We start from the raw sequence: 19,651 nt of genomic DNA on the forward strand, positions 1-19,651 counted from the left end.
AGCCCCTCAGTCCCATTCCAGGCCGCCGCGCCGCCACACGTAGGCGTAGGCGACGAAGACGGTGAGCACGAAGAGCAGCATCTCCACGAGCCCGAAAAGCCCCAGGGCGTCGAAGGTGACGGCCCAGGGGTAGAGGAAGACGATCTCGATGTCGAAGACGATGAAGAGCATCGCCGTCAGGTAGTACTTGATCGGGAAGCGGCCGCCTCCGGCCGGAGTGGGCGTCGGCTCGATGCCGCACTCGTACGCCTCAAGCTTTGCCCTGTTGTACCGCTTTGGGCCGATTAGCGTGGCCATGACCACGGAGAAGATCGCAAACCCCGCACCCAGGGCACCGAGCACGAGGATGGGCGCGTACGCATTCACGCTCCTCGCTCCTTCCAGTCGTCCTTGACCGTTGGACCGCACGGCCGGGCACAAAGATCGCCCCCATGTGAGGCAGTTCACAAGCCCGACTGCCCCGCATCTTATGCCTGCCCCTCTGTGATCTGCGACACGGGGTACGCCAACGACTTTGTGATCTCCACCACCTGACGAAGGATCATGAAGTCGGATGAGCAGTGATCTTGGTACTCGAAGCGCCCAGGTGATCACCAGTTGTGACATCCGGACCGGAAACCGCTGGTCGGAGCGGTGCCGCACTATCAAGCGGTGGTACTTACAGGCAAATTGGCGACGGACCCGGGTGAGTGATAAAGGACCCGCCCGTCGCCCGGTCGAGGGGCCCGTCGGAGCGAAGTGGACGCGCGTACCGACGCGTGCGCCGATTCACGAGCCGCCCGACCGCCTGATGGACCCCCGGGTGTGACCTGCACCACACGCGCACCCGCCTCAGGAAAGCGGGGCTTGGCCATCGGTGTGAAGAGGTGGTAAGCGGCGGTCAATTCGGACGTTTCGCGGAAAACCCGTGATCAAGGGCCTGATAGGCCGTGCCCGTATTGTCCGTTACGGCGTCAATAAGGGTGCCTGATAAGCGGATTAGGTGATTCCGAACGTAACTGTGGCGCAACCCACGTTTCTTGAAGGGAACCGTGAAGCCCTGATAGCGGTTGTACTCATGTCCCACACCGCTCACATACCCAGCCACCGGAAACCCCGCCGAAGCGCATCGAAGCTCACGCTCCGCGCCGGAGTTGCCGGTGGCGTCCTCAGCACCATCGCGGTGGCCGGTGCTGCCGGGCCGGCGAATGCCGAGCCGGTGACCGAGACCATCGAGATGCCCACGCTCGGCGCGCTCGACGCCGGCCTCGCGAGCGCCGTCTCCGCCTCCGCCGAGGCGTCGCAGCAGGAGGCCCTCGACCTGAGCCTGCAGGCACAGGAGACGGCCGCCCTCGAGAAGGCCGCCAAGGACGCCAAGAAGGCCAAGGCCGAGGCCGACCGCAAGGCCGCGGCCGCGAAGGCCGAGGCCGAGCGCGCCGAGAAGGCCCGCGCCGAGGCCCAGGAGCGCGCCTCCCGCACCCAGGCACGCACCTCGCTCTCCGCGTCCTCCTCCGGCTCCTCGTACGGCGACACGCAGGCCCCCACCGGCTCCGCCGCCGCGATCGTGGCCTTCGCCCGCGCCCAGGTCGGCGACGCCTACGTCTCCGGCGGCACCGGTCCCAACTCCTGGGACTGCTCCGGCCTCGTCCAGGCCGCCTACCGCCAGGCCGGCATCGACCTGCCCCGCGTCTCCAGCTCCCAGTCGTCCATGGGTACGTCCGTCTCGCTGAGCAACCTCCAGCCGGGCGACATCCTGTACTGGGGCAGCCGCAGCGGCTCGTACCACGTGGCCATCTACGTGGGCGGCGGCATGTACGTCGGCGCGCAGAACCCGTCGACCGGTGTCGTCGAGCGCTCCCTGGACTGGGACATGCCGTCGGGCGCGGTCCGGATCCTCTGACCGCCTGATCACCTGACGTACGAAGGGCCGTCACTCCTCGGGGGAGTGACGGCTTTTCTTCGTTCTTGTCCTACTTGCCCCGGAAGGCCTCGATGATCCGGGCGTAGCTGTCCCCGCCGTGCCCCGCGTCGACCGCGCGCCGCATCAGCTCCAGGTGCAGCTCCGGCAGCCGGTTGTCGATGCCGCGCGCCTCCCCCGCGTGCAGCAGATGCCCGATGGCGGCCACGTGGACGTCGATCGTGGCGTCCGCGCCCGGGTACTCCCCCGCGTCGATCTGCTCGGCGTACCCCGTCATGAACCAGGAGACCGTGGGCAGAAAGCGGTTCGCGAGCGCGGTGAAGTCCTTGGCCGCCACCCCGTCCGCTCCCGCGAGGGCGGTCGCGTGCAGCCAGCCGCCGAAGACCGACCACATGAGCCCGAGCAGCCCGGCGTCGTACAGCGAGGCGAGTCCGGCGTCCGGGCCGAGGCCGACCGGGTCGCCGAGCACCGCCAGGGTCGCCCGGTGTGCGGCGAGCAGGTCGGGCGAGCCCGCGTAGAGGATCATGCCGGCGCTGTCGCCGATGCCCTGCGGGGTCGTCATGATGGCGCCGTCCAGGTAGCCGACGCCGTGCGTCGCCGCCCACTCCGCCTCCGCGCGGGCCTGCTCCGGAGAGCCGCTGGTGAGGTTGACCAGGGTCCGGCCGCGCAGCGATCCGGCCACCGGGGCGAGGAGTTCGCGTACGGCGGTGTAGTCGAGGACGCAGACCACGACGAGCTCGCTCGCCGCGACGGCCTCGGCGACGGTGGCGGCGCGGGAGGCGCCGCGGGCGACCAGGGCGTCGGCCCGGCCCGGCGTACGGTTCCAGACGGTGGTGGGGTGGCCGGCGGCGAGGAAGGCGTCGGCGAGGGCGGTGCCCATCTGCCCGAGGCCGATGACGGTGACGGTGACGGTGGCGGTGACGGTGACGGGGACGGGGACGGGGACGTTCTGCTTGTTCATGACGTCCACGCTCGCAGCGGCGGAATCCGGCCGACAGGGGCAGGACTGACGGCGCCCGCACGATTCCTGCCAGGGTGTCAGAGGGGTGTCAGAGGGTGGGCGTACCGTCGGAGCATGAGTGCAGGAGTCGTCGCCATCGCCCTCGTGCCCGACGAGCGGGGCGGGCTGTCCGTGTGGGATCTGTACGAACTGTCCACCGCGTCCATGGTGTTCGGGGTCCCGTACACGGACCTGGCGGATCCCTGGTACGAGCTCCGGGTCTGCGGTCCGGCCCCGCACGGCACACACGGTCTGGACGGGCTGGTGGGCGCGGACACCGTGATCGTGCCGTCGGTGCCGGACGCGATGGCGGAGGGGCGGCAGGAGGTGCCCGCCGAGCTCGTCGCGGCGCTGCGGGAGGCGGACGCGTCGGGGGCGCGCATGGTCTCGATGTGCACCGGCGCCTTCGCGCTCGCGGCGGCCGGGGTGCTCGACGGCCACCGGGCCGTCGTCCACCGGGACTACGCGCCCGCGCTGGCCGCCCGGCACCCGCGGCTCACCGTCGACGCCTCGGTGCTGTACACCGACGAGGGGCGCGTGCTCACCAGCGCGGGCGCCGCCGCCGGCCTCGACCTGCTCCTGCACATCGTCCGCAAGGACCTCGGCGCCGGGATCGCGGCCGAGCTGTCCAACCGGCTGGTCGTCCCGGCGCACCGCCCGGGCGGGCAGCCCCAGTTCGTCGAGGCGCCGCTGCCGCCGAGCGACGTGGACAGTCTGGGACCGGTGCTCCACTGGGCGGTGGAGCGCCTGCACGAGCCGCTGACGGTGGAGGCGATGGCCCGGCGGGCCCGGATGAGCCCGCGGACCTTCCACCGGCGGATACGGGAGGCCTGCGGGACCACGCCGTTGCAGTGGCTGCTGCACCAGCGGGTGGCCCGTGCGCAGGCGCTCCTGGAGTCGACCGACCTGCCGGTGGAGCAGATCGGCGAGCGCAGCGGCCTGGGCACCGCGGCGAACCTGCGGCGCCACTTCACCCGTACGGTCGGGGTGTCCCCGTCCGACTACCGGCGGTCGTTCAGGCCTTCGGGGCCACCTTCGACAGGCCGTTGATGATGCGGTCCATCGCGTCGCCGCCGGTCGGATCGGTCAGGTTCGCCAGCATCTTCAGCGTGAACTTCATCAGCACCGGGTGGGTCAGGCCGCGCTGGGTCGCGATCTTCATGATCTTCGGGTTGCCGATGATCTTCACGAAGGCGCGGCCGAGCGTGTAGTACCCGCCGTAGGTGTCCTTGAGGATCTTCGGGTAGTTGTGCAGGGCCAGTTCGCGCTGGGCCGGAGTCGACCGGGCGTGCGCCTGGACGATGACGTCGGCCGCGAGCTGGCCGGACTCCATGGCGTACGCGATGCCCTCGCCGTTGAACGGGTTGACCAGGCCGCCCGCGTCGCCGACGAGCAGCAGGCCCTTGGTGTAGTGCGGCTGGCGGTTGAAGGCCATCGGCAGCGCGGCGCCGCGGATCGGCGTCGTCATGTTGTCCGGGGTGTAGCCCCAGTCCTCCGGCATCGAGGCGCACCAGGCCTTGAGGACCTCGCGCCAGTCCAGCTCCTTGAAGGCGGAGGAGGAGTTGAGGATGCCGAGGCCGACGTTGGACGTGCCGTCGCCCATGCCGAAGATCCAGCCGTAGCCGGGCAGAAGACGGTCCTGCGGGCCGCGGCGGTCCCACAGCTCCAGCCAGGACTCCAGGTAGTCGTCGTCGTGGCGGGGGCTCGTGAAGTACGTCCGTACGGCCACGCCCATCGGCCGGTCCTCGCGCCGGTGCAGGCCCATGGCGAGGGAGAGCCGGGTCGAGTTGCCGTCGGCGGCGACGACGAGCGGCGCGTGGAAGGTGACCTCGCGCTTCTCCTCGCCGAGCTTGGCGGTCACGCCGGTGATCCGGCCGGTGCGGTCGTCGATGACCGGCGCCTGGACGTTGCAGCGCTCGTAAAGGCGCGCGCCGGCCTTCTGCGCCTGCCGGGCGAGCTGCTCGTCGAAGTCGTCGCGCTTGCGGACGAGTCCGTAGTCGGGGTACGAGGCGAGGTCCGGCCAGTCGAGCTGGAGCCGCACGCCGCCGCCGATGATCCGCAGGCCCTTGTTGCGCAGCCAGCCGGCCTCCTCGGAGATGTCGATCCCCATGGCGACGAGCTGCTTGGTGGCGCGGGGCGTGAGCCCGTCGCCGCAGACCTTCTCGCGGGGGAACGCGGTCTTCTCCAGGAGCAGGACGTCGAGTCCGGCCTTGGCGAGGTAGTACGCGGTCGTGGAACCGGCCGGGCCCGCCCCGACGACGATCACATCTGCGCTGTGCTCGGAGAGGGGCTGCTCGGTCACGGCGGTGTCTCCCGAAGGTCGAGGACGGGACAGGTCGGTTGCAGTCTATTGCCGGGGTTCCTGGGGCCCGGGGGCCGGGCCTAGGCCTTGAAACCCCGGTGGAGGGCGACGATGCCGCCCGAGAGGTTCCGCCAGGCGACCTTCTCCCAGCCCGCCTTCTGGAGCAGCGCGGCGAGGGCCGGTTGGTCCGGCCAGGACCTGATGGACTCGGCGAGGTAGACGTACGCGTCCGGGTTGGACGAGATCGCGCGCGCGACCGGCGGCAGGGCGCGCATCAGGTACTCCTCGTACACCGTGCGGAACGGCGCCCAGGTCGCGTGCGAGAACTCGCAGATCACGACCCGGCCGCCGGGCTTCGTCACCCGGTACAGCTCGCGCAGCGCGGCCTCGGTGTCCTGGATGTTGCGGAGCCCGAAGGAGATGGTGACGGCGTCGAAGACCTCGTCCCGGAAGGGGAGGTTCATGCCGTCGCCGGCGGTGAACGGCATCCACGGGTGCCTCTTCTTGCCGACCTGGAGCATGCCGAGCGAGAAGTCGCAGGGCACGACGTACGCCCCCGCGCGGGCGAACGGCTGCGAGGAGGTCGCGGTCCCGGCCGCCAGGTCCAGGATCCGCTGCGCGGGGCGGGCGTCGACCGCCTTGGCGACCTCCTTGCGCCAGCGCCGGTCCTGACCGAGCGAGAGCACGTCGTTGGTGAGGTCGTAGTTCGCCGCCACGCCGTCGAACATCGAGGCGACTTCGTGCGGCTGCTTGTCCAGGGAGGCTCGGGTCACCCGCCCATTGTGTCAGCCACCCCCTCGGCTGCCCGGGACCGGCCCCGTCTCAGCGGCGGCGGAAGAGGAGACGGCCCTCGATGATCGTGGCTACGCACGTCGACGCGCCGCGGCGGACGAGGGCGGTGTGGTCGGGGACGTCGAAGATGGCGAAGCGGGCCGGGCCGCCCGGGGCCAGGCGGGGGAGGAGGACCAGCGGGACCGGGGAGAAGGACGGGGGCCCCGGCAGCACCTCCGGGCGCCGGCCGACGGCGAGTCCGGCCCGGCGCACCGCGTCCACCGCGGCCCGGCTGCGCAGTTCACCGGCGACGGCGACCGTCCCGTGCGCCAGCATCCGCTGCACGCCGCGCCGCGCGGAGGCGCCCCGCCGCGAGGGGTCGGCGCGGAAGATCTCCTGGGCGCGCTGTCCCGTGATCGGCTGGGTGCCGAACTCCTCGGCCTCCCGCGGATCCGGGTGGTAGGTGCCTTCGAGCAGCTCGGGCGCGTACGGGTTGAGCAGCCCGGGCGTGAGGATGCCGGGCCACCGCCGCACCCGTGCCTCCGGCCGCGCGGCGGCCAGGTCCTCGTACGGGCCGACGGCGGCGAGGCGCGCGCCGTCGACCAGGACCGCGGTCTCGGGCGACGCCTCGGCGACGTGAATCGTGAGCACCACGGCCTCAGTTGGCGTTCAGCAGCTTCAGCTCGGGATGGGCCGTGCCACCCTCGATCGCCGTGGACGAGATGTGCGAGACGACGCGCTCGTCCACCGGGTCGTTCGCCGGGTCCTCGTGCACGAGCAGGTGCTCGTACGTTGTCGCGCGCTGCGCCGGCACCCGGCCCGCCTTGCGGATCAGGTCGATGATCTCCATGCGGTTCGAGCGGTGCTTCGCGCCCGCCGAGGAGACCACGTTCTCCTCCAGCATGATCGAGCCCAGGTCGTCCGCGCCGTAGTGCAGCGACAGCTGGCCGACCTCCTTGCCCGTGGTCAGCCACGAGCCCTGGATGTGGGCCACGTTGTCCAGGAAGAGCCGCGCGATCGCGATCATCCGCAGGTACTCGAAGAGCGTCGCCTGCGTACGGCCCTTGAGGTGGTTGTTCTCGGGCTGGTACGTGTACGGGATGAAGGCCCGGAAGCCGCCCGTCCGGTCCTGCACGTCACGGATCATCCGCAGGTGCTCGATGCGCTCGGCGTTCGTCTCGCCCGTGCCCATCAGCATCGTGGACGTCGACTCGACGCCGAGCCCGTGCGCGATCTCCATGATCTCCAGCCACCGCTCGCCGCTCTCCTTGAGCGGGGCGATCGCCTTGCGCGGCCGCTCCGGCAGGAGTTCGGCGCCGGCGCCCGCGAAGGAGTCGAGACCGGCCTGGTGGATCCGGGTGATGGCCTCCTCGACGGAGACGCCGGAGATCCGGGCCATGTGCTCGACCTCGGACGCGCCGAGGGAGTGGATGACCAGCTGCGGGAAGTCCTTCTTGATGGCCGCGAAGTGCTTCTCGTAGTACTCGACGCCGTAGTCCGGGTGGTGGCCGCCCTGGAACATGATCTGGGTGCCGCCGAGTTCGACGGTCTCCGCGCAGCGGCGCAGGATGTCGTCGAGGTCGCGGGTCCAGCCCTTGGCGGTGTCCTTCGGCGGCGCGTAGAAGGCGCAGAACTTGCAGGCCGTCACACACACGTTCGTGTAGTTGATGTTCCGCTCGATGATGTACGTCGCGATGTGCTCCGTACCGGCGTAGCGGCGGCGGCGCACGGCGTCGGCGGCCGCGCCCAGCGCGTGCAGCGGAGCCGAGCGGTAGAGGTCGAGCGCCTCCTCGGGGGTGATCCGGCCACCCGCGGCGGCGCGGTCGAGAACGGACTGGAGGTCGGCCTTCTCGTTCACCGGATGTGTCCCTTTCGGAGGGGTACTGACAGACCGAACCAGCGTACGCCAGGGGTTCTCACCGCTTCCGCAGGGTGCCGGTGGGGCGGCCGGCCGCGTCCTCTTCGGAGCGGTAGTCGAGGGTGCCGTCAGGGTTGCGGGTCAGCGTGAAGGACGAGCTGCCGGTGGTGCAGAGGCCCGCGGTGCCGGGGCGGTCGGGGTCGGTGCGGTCCGCGATGCGGAGTTCGGTGTCGGTGGCGGAGGTGAGTTTGCCGATGCCGTGACAGCTGACGGTGGTGCCGAGGAGGCTGATGGTGTGGGTGGTGCGTACGACGTCCTGGCCTGCCTTGCCCTGGGTGACGACGGCGGTGAAGTCGCCGTGCGGGGAGCCGTTGCGCTCGGTTGTGGGGCCGGTCCAGGTGCCGAGGAAGGGGGCGGGGACGGGGCCGGGCACGACTGCGGCGGGGGGACTCGTCGTGGACCCGCTGGTCTTGCCCGCGTCGGCGTCCTTCCGCCCGCCCGGCACCAGGTCGAAGAGGAACCCGGCCCCCAGGGTCACGGCGGCGAGCGCACCGGCGACGGCGAGCGCGACGGAGCAGCTCACGCGCCGCCCGGCGGCGAGGGAGAGGGTCGCCTGCCGCCGACGCCCCGGGGCTTCGACGGGGTCGGTGGCGGGGCCCGTGGAGTCGGCGATCGGAGGGCCGAAGACGCCGGGCCCGGCGGTGGGGCGGTCGGACGGAGCCAGGACCGGAGGACCGAACACACCGGACGGCGGTCCGGTCACCGAAGGGGCCGTGAAGGGCACGGGTCCCGAGACGCCCGGCTCCGGGAGCGGTCCCGGGCCCACGCCCGCGTCGAGTTCCAGTAGCTGTACGGCGGTCCGGCTGATCTCCTCCACCAGGGGGCTCGGCAGCCAGCCGGCCGACACCAGGGCCGCCGCACCCGCCGGGGCCAGCGCGGACGCGAGCGCGTACGGGGACGGGCGAGCAGACGGGTCCTTCGCGAGGCAGGCGGTCACCAGCTCCCGCAGCTCCCCCGCGAGCGCGCCGAGCTCGGGCTCCTCGTGGACGACCTTGTAGAGCAGCGTGGCCGAGGTGTCACCGGGGAAGGGCGGTGCGCCGGTCGCCGCGTACGCGAGGACCGCGCCGAGCGAGAAGACGTCGGAAGCGCCGGTCGCGCCGTGCCCGAGGATCTGCTCGGGCGCCATGTAGCCGGGCGAGCCGATGGAGACCCCGCTCGCGGTGAGCGACGCCGTGCCGTCCGTGGCCCGCGCGATGCCGAAGTCGATGAGACGGGGGCCCTCCAGGGTGGCCAGCACGTTGGACGGCTTCACGTCGCGGTGGACCAAGCCGAGCCCGTGCACGCCCGCCAGCGCCTCGGCGAGGCCGGCGCCCAGCGTCCGTACCGTGTGCTCGGGCAGCGGGCCGACCGCCTCCACGGCCCGGGCGAGCGTCGGCCCGGCGACGTACCCGGTCGCGACCCACGGAACGGGCGCCTCGGGGTCCGCGTCCAGGACGGGCGCCGTCCACCGGCCGCCGACGCGGCGGGCGGCCTCCACCTCGCGGCGGAACCGCGCCCGGAACTGCTCGTCCTGGGCGAAGTGCGGGTGCACGATCTTCACGGCGACGGTCCTGCCGCCCTCGTTGCGGGCCAGATACACGCGGCCCATCCCGCCGGAACCGAGCCGGCCGAGAAGCCGGTAGGCGCCGATGGTCCTCGGTTCCCCTGCGTCGAGCGGCTGCATGTCTCCCCGTGTCTCCCCCGCGTTCGGCGCCCCCGCCCTGGGTGGGCCGGATCACCACGATTCGGAACCGTACCCAGCCAACCGATCGCCCACCACACCCCTCCTCCCTTCCGTAATCACCCGCCGTGCCCGATACGCGCCCTAAACACCCGGAGTCGCCCCATGCCCCGCCTCCCCAGGTTCCTCGCCGCCGCCCTCGCCCTCGGTGCGGCGGCCGCACTGGTGACCGGCTGCTCCGAGGAGGGCGCGCCGGTCACGTTCGACACCCCGAAATCGACGGCGGCACCGCGGGCGAAGGGCGGCGACAAGGACACACGGACGGGCACGCGGAAGGGCCCCGAAACGGTTCTCCCCACCGGCCCCAAGGCGAGTTTCACGACCGCCAACACCCTGGAGGACGGCACCAAGATCGGTGTCACCACGCTCGCGGGCGCGAAGTCCGGTTTCACGGGCAAGGTGTGGGTGTGGGCCCCGAAGCAGTATTTCGACCCGAAGTACGCGGACAGCGGCTTCCCGGTCCTCGTGGCCCTGCCCGGCGGAAACGGCTATCCGATGAATTACTGGATGGGCACGGACCTCAAACTCCAGTCGAGCATCAGTACGTGGTCGCAGGAGGGAAAGAGTCTGCCGTTCATTGTCGTGATGCCTGTGCTCAACCCGGACGACACGTACTACTACGACGGCAGCGATATACTGGGGCAGCCGAAAATGGGCACCTGGCTGACCGAGGACGTGCCCGATTTTGTCCGGGCGAATTTCCGCACGTTCGCGTCCCGTGACGGCTGGGCATTCATGGGCTCGTCCTCGGGCGCGTTCGCGGGACTCAAGGCCGTACTCCAGCGTCCGGACAGGTTCAAGGCCGTCATCGCGTCCGGCCCGGACACCGTGCCCGACTCGCCGCTGTGGGCGGGGCACGAGGCCGAGCGGCAGGCGAACAACCCGGAGAAGCTGGCCAAGGCGCTGGGCGCGAAGCCGGACACCGAGAAGAACCGGGTCTATCTCGCGTTCCAGATCGGGACGAAGGAGGGCGGGACGGGCCGCCTGAAGAAGTTCATGAAGGACTACACGAAGGGCCCGGTGAAGACCCGCCTCCAGGTCATCCAGGGCGGCGGGCACAACGCGAAGACCTATGTGGAGGGCATGGGGGACGGTTCGATCACCTGGATCAGCCGGCACATGCAGGGCCCGGTCCCGTCCCCCTGACCGTCACCTCCGGAGGGCGGCGCCGAGCAGTTCGACCCGTACGTCCGCCGGGAAACCGGTCGTCGGACCGGTCCGGCGGGCGAACTCCCGTACCCCCGCCAGCTGCTCGGGCCCGAAGCGGAAGTCCAGGGTCCGGAAGTACCGCTCCAGGAGGTCGACATCGAAGGACTCCCAGCGTGCGGCCTGCTCGGCGACCTTGGCGACCTCGACCAGCGACAGGTCCCGCGAGGCCAGGAACGCCTCGTGGACCTCGCGTACGGTCTCCGGCTCACGGGCCAGGAAGTCCTTGCGCGCCGCCCAGACCGCGAAGACGAACGGCAGCCCCGTCCACTCCTTCCACATCAGCCCCAGGTCATGGACCTGGAGCCCGAGCCGCGGGGCGTCGTGCAGCGAGGCCCGCAGCGCGGCGTCGCCGATGAGGACGGCCGCCTCCGCCTCCTGCATCATCAGGCCGAGGTCGGGCGGGCACGTGTAGTAGTCGGGCCGTACGCCGTACTGCTCGGCGAGCAGCAGCTGCGCGAGCCGTACGGAGGTACGGGAGGTGGACCCGAGCGCCACCCGCGCCCCGTCGAGCTGCTTCAGGGGCCGCTGGGAGACGATCACGCAGGACATCACGGGGCCGTCGCAGCCCACGGCGATGTCCGGCAGGGCGACGAGATCGTCGGCGTTGCGGAGGTATTCGACGAGGGTGATGGGCCCGATATCGAGGCCGCCCCCCACCAGCCGTTCGCTGAGCTTCTCCGGGGTGTCCTTGGTCAGCTCCAGATCGAGGAGCGTTCCGGTGCGGGCCAGCCCCCAGTAGAGGGGGAGACAGTTCAGGAACTGGATGTGTCCGACGCGGGGCCGGCTGCGCTGGTGGTCATCGGTTGCATTGTCCACATCGCGAGGCTAGACCCGTCTCGTACGGTGGACATCGCCGGGGCGCGCGTGGCGCGTCACGTCAGCACATGAGAAGCGCGTCAAACGTGTGGGTGACGTGATCTTTCCCTCTAGTGCCACGCGCACACTGCGTGCTACGCTCACCGCAAGTTGCAGTTTGGTTTCCCTTGCAGTACAGAGCCTGCGGAGCATGTGACCCGCAGGCTTTTGTAGTTTTCAGACTTGTTTGCAGGTTCTGGAGCAGGGCAACCCTTTGGCCCAAGGAGGGCTTATGGCTACCGGAACCGTCAAGTGGTTCAACGCTGAAAAGGGCTTCGGCTTCATCGCCCAGGACGGCGGCGGCCCGGATGTCTTCGTCCACTACTCCGCGATCAACGCCTCTGGTTTCCGCTCCCTGGAGGAGAACCAGCAGGTGAACTTCGACGTCACGCAGGGTCCGAAGGGCCCGCAGGCGGAGAACGTCACCCCGGTCTAAGTTGCCCGGGCCGGCGATCGCGCACGGCTAGAGAAGTACCCAAGGAGCCCTGCTCCGTGCCTTCGGGCACGAGCAGGGCTCCTGCCTTTTAGCCTGGACATATGACCGAACGCAAACCGCCCGGCGTCAGCTTCGAGTCATTCGTGGACAAGCAGATCCGCGAGGCTGCGGAGCGCGGCGAGTTCAGGAACCTGCCGGGCTTCGGCAGACCGCTGGCGGACGACAGCGCCCCATACGACCCGCTGTGGTGGATCAAGAAGAAGATGCACCACGAGGGCGCGTCCGTCCTCCCGCCCGCGCTGGCCCTGCGCAAGGAGGCCGAGGACGCGCGGGAGGCGGTCGACCGGGCCGCCTCGGAGGCGCAGGTGCGCCGGATCCTCGGCGAGATCAACACCAAGATCGCCGAGGCCCTGTCCCGCCCACCCGCCGGCCCGCCCCTGAACCTGAAGCCGTTCGACGTGGAGACGGTGCTGGCGGAGTGGCGGGCGGTGCGGGCGGCGCGGGCGGCGCGGCCGGACAGTTAGCCGGTCGTCGGCCGGAGAAGGGCGCGGGCGCGGGCCCACGTCTCCCCCGGATCGAAGCGTTCCGCCTCCCACGTGGTCGAGGCCAGCGCGCCCCGCCCCCGGTACGCGCACATGATCTCGACGTGCGGCGGCCAGGCGACGAAGCCTCGCAGCGCGGCTTCGTCGCGCCAGACGGCGACGGCACCGCAGCGACGGGCCGTGGGCAGCGCCCAGAGCCACATCCCGTACGCCCCCTCGAGGTCCGTCCAGCGCGCCGCGAGCCGGCGGGCGGCACGGTGGACGCCGGGAAGGTCCGTGAGGCGGTCGAGCGTGAAGTCGGTGACGCTGACCAGCACCTGACCGCGGTCGCCCGGTCGTCCGTCGTCCCGACCCGGCGTCCACGAGGATCTCAGCACGCGGTGCCGCCGGTGGGCCCGTCCGGGGAGCGGCCGAGCGCCGCGAGGATCTGGGTCAGTGTGTCGGCGCCCGGCTCCGTGGCGAGGCCCGGGGCGAAGGGGCTGTCGGGGGCGAGGCGGAAGTCGCCGTCCGGGACGGCACGTGCGATGGGGAGGGCGGCCGCCAGGACGTCGGGGGCGGGGTCGTACGGGAGATCCAGGGCGCGGGCGACGTCCCAGCCGTGAACCACGTAGTCGATGAAGTGGAAGCCGACGGCCCGGTCGGCGGGGAACGTCCGGTCGCTCGCGAACTCGGGCAGCGCGAGGGGGCGGTCGGGCGCGTCCAGGGCCGCGAACGCGGCAAGGACGTCGTCGGCTGCCTCGGCGTACCGGGTGACGGTCGCTGGGTGGACAGACCAGTGGGCGAGGTCCTGCCCGTCGCCGCGTGCGGCGGCCGCGAACCCCTGGTGTTGGGCGGTCATATGGGCGAGCAGATCGGCGAGGTTCCAGCTGGCGCAGGGGGTGGGCCGGGCGAGGTCCCCGGGGGTGACGCGGCGTACGAGGGTGACGCTGTCGCGGACCACGCGCGCGTGGAGGTCGCGTAACCGGTCGAACGTGTCGGCACGTTCCGTACGATCCTGATAGATACGCATGAGCTTACGATCTGCTCACGCGTACGAATTGTCAACGGGTATTTTCGTGGCCATGGAAGAGCCCCGTCCCGATCTCGCGGCGATGGTCGTGCCGCTCGGCCGCGCCCTGATCGCCGCCGAGCAGCCGGTCCTGGACGCCCACGGGCTGACGATGTGGGCGTACGCGGTCCTGCTGCACCTCGACGAGACCCCGATCCGCACCCAGGCCGCCCTGGCGGAGGCCATCCGGGCCGACAAGACCCGGATCATCGCCGTACTCGACGACCTGGAGACCCGCGCCCTGATCCGCCGCCTCCCGGACCCGAAGGACCGCCGCGCGCGCCTGCTCTCCCTCACGCGCGAGGGCCGCGAGCTGCGGGACACGGTGCAGGCCGCGATCCAGGAGGGCGAGGAGCGGTTCCTGTCCCGCCTCCCGGCGTTGGACCGCGAGGCGTTCGTCCGATCCCTGCGGACGCTGACGACCTTCCCCTGACGACCTCCCCCTGACCACCGACCAGGTGAACTCCCCCGGCTCCCGCCCGCCTCCCCGGCCTTTCTGACCGCACCCGGACCTCCTCGATGGCCCACTGAGGGGAACACCGAGCGAGGAGTTGAGGGACATGAGGAGCGCCGACCTGCTGGTGGACGCGTTCGGCCGCGTCCAGGAGGCCGTGCACGAGGCCGTCGAGGGGCTGTCGGAGGACGAACTGACGGTACGGATCGACGAGGACGCGAACTCGATCGCGTGGCTGGTCTGGCATCTGACCCGTATCCAGGACGACCACATCGCGGCCGCGTTCGGGACCGAGCAGCTCTGGACGTCCGACGGCTGGAAGGCCCGCTTCGGACTGCCCTTCTCCGCACGCGCCACCGGCTTCGGCCACTCCAGCAGCCAGGTCGCCAAGGTCCGGGCCCCGGCGGAGCTGCTGCTCGGCTACTACGACGCCGTCCACGCGCGCTCCCTGGAACACCTCGGAGCCCTCACCAACGCGGACCTCGACCGCGTCGTGGACGAGGCCTGGGACCCGCCGGTCACGCTCGGCGTACGCCTGGTGAGCGTGATCGCGGAGGACAACCAGCACGCGGGCCAGGCGGCGTACGTACGGGGGGTGGTGGAGCGGCGCGAAAGATCGTGACGCGTGTCAGCCTGGGTTGCTATTCTCCGGCGATCAGTCCACGCGAGGCGATGATCCGGATGGGGGGAAACCTCCGGCCGCCTCCGTGTCTTCCGACCGCCCGCACGCTGCCATCGGTGTGCGCGCGGTCGCCTCAGGGGAGGGCCGTCCGTCCATGCACCACACTCATGTCCCGCGCCGCAGACTCGGCCTGGCGGTGGCCGTCGCGCTCGCCGCGACCCTGGGCACCGCCCCGGCGGTCGCCGCCGACCCGGCGCCGGTACCCGCTCCGGCCTCCGTCGCCGGGGCCGAGCAGCAAGCGGTGGTGCCGTTCCCGCTCGACGGCCAGCTCGTGAGCGCGGGCAGGACGGGCTTCCTCACCTGGAGCACAGGCCCAACCCTCCGGCCCCGCTGGACGCGCTACGCGGACGGGTCGACCACCGACCTGTCGGCGACCGTCGTCTTCGGCTCCCGCGACTCCGACGCGGTGCTCCACCAGACCGGCCACATCGTCACCCTCCGGGACATGGCAACGGACACCCAGGTACTGACAGTCGACCTGAGCACCCTCAGCGGCAACGCCCAGTACGCCGGAGCCGTCCGCTCGACGCTCTTCGTCAGGGCGACCAACGCAAGCGGGGGCAAGGACCTCCGCCTGTTCGACAATGCCTCCGACGGCACCCCGGCACAGCGCGACGTGACCGGGCTACCGCCGAACGTCACCTCCGTGGGCGTCGCGGGCGTCGCGGGCGAACACGCGCTGCTGCGCTACGCCATCGGTACGGGAACGGCCGCCACGCACCACTGGGCCCTGCTCGACCTCGCCACGGCGACGGTCACCGAGACCCGCGAGATGATCCGTGTCAGCGGGGCGCCCGCTCTCTCCTCCACCCACGTCGCGTGGGTGGAGCAGACCTCCGTCGACATGAAGACGCTCGTCGTCCTCGACCGCGCGACCCGCGCCGTCCAGCGCATCCCGCTGGGCGCGGCGGGCGACCTCGCGATCGGCCTCGTCGGAAACTCGGTCGTCTACGCGCAGACCGGCGGCCTCCTCGAGCACAACCCCCAGCCGCTGTACGCGCTCACAGCCCGCGACCTGACGACCGGAGCCACCCGCAAGCTCCTCGACCACGTGAAGTCCGCCCTCGCTGGTCCGGACGGCACGCTGACCGTCCAGGGCGGGACGGTGGCGCAGGGCGAGGGCCTGTACCGGATCTCCGTCGGCGCAGACGGGGCGCCGGTCGTCGCGCAGGTCGCCGCGAGCGGTGAGCCGACGAAGGTGACGCTGCTCGGGCACAGCATCCCCGCGACGATCGACCTGAGCCGCAACGGCGGCCGGGCGCGGCTGGAGTGGCGGCTCTCGCGCATCAACGTGATCATGACCGTCACCCTGCGCAACACCCGCACCGGCGAGACGCGGAAGGAGGACGTCTACCCCCTCTCCGTGAGCTACGAGGACCCACACCGCGCCTACTTCGACTGGGCGGGAGACGTTGCCTGGAACGGCACGCCTGGCCAGTGGAGCGGGGCGACCTCGGGCCCGTACACCTGGCAGATCGACGCCAAGCCGCTCAACGGCATCGGCCCGAACCTGCGCGCCTCCGGCACGTTCACAGTCACCCATGGGCCCGCGCCGCACGACTACGACAGCGACGGCTCCCCCGACGTTCTCACGCGCGACACGTCGGGACGGCTGTGGAGGGGCGACACGTTCTACGGCGCCGTTCTCGACCGCCTGGACCAGAACCCGGTCGAACTCATCGGCGCCGGCTGGCAGGTGTACGACCGGATCGAGGCCACGGGCAACCTCGGCGGGATGGCGGTCGGCGACCTGGTCGCGCGTGACCACAGCGGAGTCCTGTGGCTGTACCTCGGCAAGGGCGACGGCACGTTCACGTCCCGTACGAGGATCGGCGCGGGCTGGAACACGTACGACAAGCTCGCCGGGGGCAGCGACCTGACGGGCGACGGACGCCCGGACCTCGTCGCCACCGACAAGGCCGGAGACCTCTGGCTCTACAAGGCGACCGGCAGCCATACTTCGCCCTTCTTGGCCCGCAAGAAGATCGGCTACGGCTGGGGCATCTACAACGAGCTCAGCGCCGTCGGCAACATCGCCGGAGCCCCCGCCGGAGACCTCCTCGCCCGCGACCGCAGCGGAGTCCTGTGGCTGTACCTCGGCAAGGGCGACGGCACGTTCGCGTCCCGTACGCGGATCGGCGCGGGCTGGAACGCGTACACCCACCTCCTCGGTGTCGGCGACGCGAACCACGACGGCCGCCCGGACCTGTACGCCGTGAACACGGCCGAACCCCATGGCCCGGTCCTCTACAAGGGCACGGGCGACTGGCGCGCGCCGTTCCGCTCGCGCGAAATGATCGGCGTGGTCGCCAACGCCGTGCGCACGTACAACCACTTCGCCTGACCGACGCCGACCGCCGGGGGAGGCGGGGGCCGATGAGCGTGTCGGCACCCCGTTCTTCCTCTCTTCGTACAACCCTTCGCCCACCCCACGAGTCCCACCCGCAACGGCGGATCACCGCCGCACGCGCACTTCTGGGGGAGGGACCCCTTTGATCCACGTTCGTACACCCCGGCGACGTCTCGCCGCGGCCGTCACGGCCGTACTCGCCGTCACGGCGGCGGGTCTGGCCACCCCGGCCGTCGCGACGACGCCGATGTCCGGCGCCGGAACGACGGCCGCCGCTTCGGCGGAGCAGCAGGCGGGCGTCATCTCGCTGCCGCCCGGCTCGCGCCTCGCCAGCCAAGGCCCGTCGGGATTCCTGACCACCCTGGCGACGTCGGCGGGGACCGAGTACCGCTGGACGCGGTACTCGGACGGCGTCGCGACCGTGCTGCCCCCGGGCCCGTACCTGGGCAGCCTGCGGACGGACCTGGTCGTGAAGTCGGCTGAGGGCGTCCACACGCTGTACGACCTCGGCACGGGCGCCGACCCCGTGGTGATCGACTCCACAGGCCTCGGCCCGAACGCCGATCTCCGCCGGTTGGTCGGCTCCACCCTCGTCATGAGCAGGCCCAACGCCGCCGGCGGCACCGAGGTCCACCTCGTCAGCAAGCCGGCGGACACGGTTCTGGACCGTAAGGTGACCGGGCTGCCCGAGAACGCCGGGGTCTACCAGTACGACATGTCCTCGCCCGACACCCTGATCCTCACGTACAACACGGTGGGCGCGCCCGGGAAGCACCTCGCCCTGGTGGACGTCGCCACCGGCGCGGTCATCGAGGAGCGTGACATCCCCGTCGTCAGCAACGAGGGCGACGCCAGCACGTCCGCCACGCACGTGGCCTGGACGGAGCGGTCTGCCGACGGACCCGTGACCTTGGCGGTGGCCCGGCGGGGCGACACTGCGACCGAGCCCGAGCGCGTCGTCCTGGGATCCGGAAACGTCCGGGCCGAGCTGCTGGGCGACGACTGGGTGACATACGGGGTGAACCCGGCCGGGCAGACCCAGCCCAATCCCCTCTTCGGGCTGACGGCCCGTTCGCTGACGACCGGGCGGACCGTCAAGCTCCTGGACAGCATGCGGGTCGTCCTCAGCGAGGCCGACGGCCGGCAGCTGGTGCGGGGCGGCACGGCCGAGCACGGCGAGGGCGTGTACCGCATCTCCGTCGGTACGGACGGCACCCCCGTCGCCGCCCTCGTGGCGAGCACCGGCGAGCCCACCGCGGTCGGGGCGGTGCTCAAGGAAGTCCCCGGCGTCGTGGACTTCGGGAGCGGTGACGCGGAGTTCTGGTGGTCCTTCGACCGGGGCAACGTGGAGGTGCAGGTCCAGCTGACCCACACCGCGGCCGGGAAACGATGGACCTCCAAGCCCACGTTCCTGGACAGGCCCCATTACAGCGGGGCGATCTGGACCGGCATCTTCGACGACTACACCTCCGCGTACAACGGCGACTACACGTGGCGGATGACGGCACGGCCCACCGACGGCGTCGGCCCGACGCTGGAGAGGACCGGCGCGCTCAAGGTCGCCAACAAGCCCGCCCCGCACGACTTCTCGGACAGCGGCGCCCCGGATCTGCTCGTCCGGGACGAGACGGGACGGCTCGTCGGTTACGACGCGCGCCAGACTCTGTACCACACCCCGACGAAGCGCGAGCGGGTCGACTACGGCACGGGGTGGAACACCTACGACCGGGTCGCGGCCCCCGGGAACATCGGCGGCTCCGTGCACGCCGACGTGATCGGCCGGGACCGGACCGGCGTCCTGTGGCTCCACACGGGCACCGGCAAGGGGTTCGCGCCGCGTACGAAGATCGGCGGCGGCTGGCAGATCTACGACAAGCTCACGGGCGGCAGCGACCTGACCGGCGACGGCCGCCCCGACCTGGTCGCCGCCGACAAGGCCGGTGACCTGTACCTGTACACGGGCACCGGCAACGCCTCCGTCCCCTTCGCACCCCGCAAGAAGATCGGCTGGGGCTGGGGCATCTACAACCAGCTCACCGCCACCGGCAACATAGGCGGAGCCACCGCCGGCGACCTCGTCGCCCGCGACAAGGACGGCGTCCTCTGGCTCTACCTCGGCAAGGGCGACGGCACCTTCGCGAGCCGTACGAAGATCGGCGGGGGCTGGAACCGGTACACCGACCTCGTCGGCGTCGGCGACACCGACAGGGACGGCCGTCCAGACCTGGTCGTGCAAGGCGTCATGGGTGGCTCGTTCGAGACCCTCGCCCTCTACAAGGGCACTGGCGACTGGCGCGCGCCTTTCGGTTCGCGACAGGAGGTCTACAACCCGGAGCCGCTCGGAACGGGGACAGTAACCCTGTTCTGACCGGCATGGGCACAGTCGCCCAGACCGTCTTGCCGACGCAGCGGTCCTTGACGCCCCAGGCGCCGGCGAGGGCGGATACGAGCAGCAGCCCGTATCCGC

Annotated in this window: 19 protein-coding genes; 9 read left to right on the plus strand and 10 right to left on the minus strand. The window is 71.2% G+C overall.

The window, feature by feature from the left end; translation table 11 throughout:
• Nucleotides 1–6: 6 nt before the first annotated feature.
• A complete protein-coding gene (locus ACZ4VI_RS04665) occupies nucleotides 7–366 on the minus strand; it encodes an NADH-quinone oxidoreductase subunit A (RefSeq protein WP_030494815.1) in 360 nt (119 codons plus the stop codon).
• Between the two features lie 691 nt (nucleotides 367–1,057).
• On the opposite strand from ACZ4VI_RS04665, the gene ACZ4VI_RS04670 reads away from it, so the two are divergent.
• On the plus strand, nucleotides 1,058–1,879 hold the full coding sequence (locus ACZ4VI_RS04670) for a C40 family peptidase (protein ID WP_467996584.1): 822 nt from the start codon (nucleotides 1,058–1,060) through the stop codon (nucleotides 1,877–1,879).
• A gap of 70 nt (nucleotides 1,880–1,949) precedes the next feature.
• On the opposite strand, the gene ACZ4VI_RS04675 is transcribed toward ACZ4VI_RS04670, so the two are convergent.
• Complete coding sequence (locus ACZ4VI_RS04675; RefSeq protein WP_467996586.1) at nucleotides 1,950–2,858, minus strand: NAD(P)-dependent oxidoreductase; 909 nt, start codon at nucleotides 2,856–2,858, stop codon at nucleotides 1,950–1,952.
• Between the two features lie 114 nt (nucleotides 2,859–2,972).
• Between ACZ4VI_RS04675 and ACZ4VI_RS04680 the strand changes: the two genes are divergently transcribed.
• Nucleotides 2,973–3,947 carry a GlxA family transcriptional regulator gene (locus tag ACZ4VI_RS04680; RefSeq protein ID WP_467996588.1) on the plus strand — a complete coding sequence of 325 codons (975 nt, stop codon included), beginning with the start codon at nucleotides 2,973–2,975 and terminating at the stop codon, nucleotides 3,945–3,947.
• On the opposite strand, the gene ACZ4VI_RS04685 is transcribed toward ACZ4VI_RS04680, so the two are convergent.
• The 5 genes from ACZ4VI_RS04685 to ACZ4VI_RS04705 all read right to left on the minus strand — a co-directional run bounded on the left by ACZ4VI_RS04685 (nucleotide 3,913) and on the right by ACZ4VI_RS04705 (nucleotide 9,551).
• Nucleotides 3,913–5,199 carry a geranylgeranyl reductase family protein gene (locus ACZ4VI_RS04685; RefSeq protein WP_467996590.1) on the minus strand — a complete coding sequence of 429 codons (1,287 nt, stop codon included), beginning with the start codon at nucleotides 5,197–5,199 and terminating at the stop codon, nucleotides 3,913–3,915. The two genes, ACZ4VI_RS04680 and ACZ4VI_RS04685, sit on opposite strands and share 35 nt — an antisense overlap.
• Before the next feature lie 80 nt (nucleotides 5,200–5,279).
• On the minus strand, nucleotides 5,280–5,972 hold the full coding sequence (locus ACZ4VI_RS04690) for a demethylmenaquinone methyltransferase (protein ID WP_467996591.1): 693 nt from the start codon (nucleotides 5,970–5,972) through the stop codon (nucleotides 5,280–5,282).
• A 49-nt stretch (nucleotides 5,973–6,021) separates the two neighbouring features.
• Nucleotides 6,022–6,621: a hypothetical protein gene (locus tag ACZ4VI_RS04695; RefSeq protein ID WP_467996593.1), complete on the minus strand. Its 600-nt coding sequence runs from the start codon at nucleotides 6,619–6,621 to the stop codon at nucleotides 6,022–6,024.
• 7 nt (nucleotides 6,622–6,628) lie between these two features.
• The gene (gene mqnC / locus ACZ4VI_RS04700; RefSeq protein ID WP_467996595.1) at nucleotides 6,629–7,828 is read right to left on the minus strand and encodes a cyclic dehypoxanthinyl futalosine synthase; all 1,200 of its coding nucleotides are present in this window, start codon (nucleotides 7,826–7,828) and stop codon (nucleotides 6,629–6,631) included.
• 58 nt (nucleotides 7,829–7,886) lie between these two features.
• Nucleotides 7,887–9,551, minus strand: coding sequence for a serine/threonine-protein kinase (locus ACZ4VI_RS04705; RefSeq protein ID WP_467996597.1), 1,665 nt, complete (start codon nucleotides 9,549–9,551; stop codon nucleotides 7,887–7,889).
• Nucleotides 9,552–9,713: 162 nt separating this feature from the next.
• On the opposite strand from ACZ4VI_RS04705, the gene ACZ4VI_RS04710 reads away from it, so the two are divergent.
• On the plus strand, nucleotides 9,714–10,754 hold the full coding sequence (locus ACZ4VI_RS04710; RefSeq protein WP_467996599.1) for an alpha/beta hydrolase: 1,041 nt from the start codon (nucleotides 9,714–9,716) through the stop codon (nucleotides 10,752–10,754).
• 3 nt (nucleotides 10,755–10,757) lie between these two features.
• On the opposite strand, the gene ACZ4VI_RS04715 is transcribed toward ACZ4VI_RS04710, so the two are convergent.
• Nucleotides 10,758–11,633, minus strand: coding sequence for a menaquinone biosynthetic enzyme MqnA/MqnD family protein (locus ACZ4VI_RS04715; protein ID WP_467996600.1), 876 nt, complete (start codon nucleotides 11,631–11,633; stop codon nucleotides 10,758–10,760).
• A gap of 271 nt (nucleotides 11,634–11,904) precedes the next feature.
• On the opposite strand from ACZ4VI_RS04715, the gene ACZ4VI_RS04720 reads away from it, so the two are divergent.
• Entirely contained in the window at nucleotides 11,905–12,108 is a 204-nt protein-coding gene (locus tag ACZ4VI_RS04720) for a cold-shock protein (protein WP_003984261.1), read from the plus strand.
• A 101-nt stretch (nucleotides 12,109–12,209) separates the two neighbouring features.
• Entirely contained in the window at nucleotides 12,210–12,632 is a 423-nt protein-coding gene (locus ACZ4VI_RS04725) for a DnaJ family domain-containing protein (protein WP_467996602.1), read from the plus strand.
• Here ACZ4VI_RS04725 and ACZ4VI_RS04730 read toward each other — a convergent pair.
• A complete protein-coding gene (locus ACZ4VI_RS04730) occupies nucleotides 12,629–12,967 on the minus strand; it encodes a hypothetical protein (protein ID WP_467996604.1) in 339 nt (112 codons plus the stop codon). The genes ACZ4VI_RS04725 and ACZ4VI_RS04730 overlap by 4 nt on opposite strands.
• Before the next feature lie 53 nt (nucleotides 12,968–13,020).
• The gene (locus tag ACZ4VI_RS04735) at nucleotides 13,021–13,659 is read right to left on the minus strand and encodes a TIGR03086 family metal-binding protein (RefSeq protein ID WP_467996606.1); all 639 of its coding nucleotides are present in this window, start codon (nucleotides 13,657–13,659) and stop codon (nucleotides 13,021–13,023) included.
• Between the two features lie 52 nt (nucleotides 13,660–13,711).
• On the opposite strand from ACZ4VI_RS04735, the gene ACZ4VI_RS04740 reads away from it, so the two are divergent.
• The 4 genes from ACZ4VI_RS04740 (at nucleotide 13,712) to ACZ4VI_RS04755 (ending at nucleotide 19,552) form a co-directional block, all read left to right on the plus strand.
• Complete coding sequence (locus tag ACZ4VI_RS04740; protein ID WP_467996608.1) at nucleotides 13,712–14,131, plus strand: MarR family winged helix-turn-helix transcriptional regulator; 420 nt, start codon at nucleotides 13,712–13,714, stop codon at nucleotides 14,129–14,131.
• Between the two features lie 127 nt (nucleotides 14,132–14,258).
• The gene (locus ACZ4VI_RS04745; protein WP_467996610.1) at nucleotides 14,259–14,774 is read left to right on the plus strand and encodes a mycothiol transferase; all 516 of its coding nucleotides are present in this window, start codon (nucleotides 14,259–14,261) and stop codon (nucleotides 14,772–14,774) included.
• A 154-nt stretch (nucleotides 14,775–14,928) separates the two neighbouring features.
• Nucleotides 14,929–17,178: an FG-GAP repeat domain-containing protein gene (locus tag ACZ4VI_RS04750; RefSeq protein ID WP_467996612.1), complete on the plus strand. Its 2,250-nt coding sequence runs from the start codon at nucleotides 14,929–14,931 to the stop codon at nucleotides 17,176–17,178.
• Between the two features lie 148 nt (nucleotides 17,179–17,326).
• The gene (locus ACZ4VI_RS04755; RefSeq protein ID WP_467996613.1) at nucleotides 17,327–19,552 is read left to right on the plus strand and encodes an FG-GAP-like repeat-containing protein; all 2,226 of its coding nucleotides are present in this window, start codon (nucleotides 17,327–17,329) and stop codon (nucleotides 19,550–19,552) included.
• The last annotated feature ends 99 nt before the right edge of the window (nucleotides 19,553–19,651 follow it).

The organism is Streptomyces sp. NPDC029169 (assembly GCF_055563935.1).

Bases quoted from the DNA above. Each gene is read 5' to 3' on its own strand.
- ACZ4VI_RS04670 (WP_467996584.1), top strand. From the start codon at position 1,058: ATGTCCCACACCGCTCACATACCCAGCCACCGGAAACCCCGCCGAAGC.
- ACZ4VI_RS04675 (WP_467996586.1), bottom strand. From the start codon at position 2,858: ATGAACAAGCAGAACGTCCCCGTCCCCGTCCCCGTCACCGTCACCGCC.
- ACZ4VI_RS04680 (WP_467996588.1), top strand. From the start codon at position 2,973: ATGAGTGCAGGAGTCGTCGCCATCGCCCTCGTGCCCGACGAGCGGGGC.
- ACZ4VI_RS04705 (WP_467996597.1), bottom strand. From the start codon at position 9,551: ATGCAGCCGCTCGACGCAGGGGAACCGAGGACCATCGGCGCCTACCGG.
- ACZ4VI_RS04710 (WP_467996599.1), top strand. From the start codon at position 9,714: ATGCCCCGCCTCCCCAGGTTCCTCGCCGCCGCCCTCGCCCTCGGTGCG.
- ACZ4VI_RS04720 (WP_003984261.1), top strand. From the start codon at position 11,905: ATGGCTACCGGAACCGTCAAGTGGTTCAACGCTGAAAAGGGCTTCGGC.
- ACZ4VI_RS04725 (WP_467996602.1), top strand. From the start codon at position 12,210: ATGACCGAACGCAAACCGCCCGGCGTCAGCTTCGAGTCATTCGTGGAC.
- ACZ4VI_RS04735 (WP_467996606.1), bottom strand. From the start codon at position 13,659: ATGCGTATCTATCAGGATCGTACGGAACGTGCCGACACGTTCGACCGG.
- ACZ4VI_RS04740 (WP_467996608.1), top strand. From the start codon at position 13,712: ATGGAAGAGCCCCGTCCCGATCTCGCGGCGATGGTCGTGCCGCTCGGC.
- ACZ4VI_RS04745 (WP_467996610.1), top strand. From the start codon at position 14,259: ATGAGGAGCGCCGACCTGCTGGTGGACGCGTTCGGCCGCGTCCAGGAG.
- ACZ4VI_RS04750 (WP_467996612.1), top strand. From the start codon at position 14,929: ATGCACCACACTCATGTCCCGCGCCGCAGACTCGGCCTGGCGGTGGCC.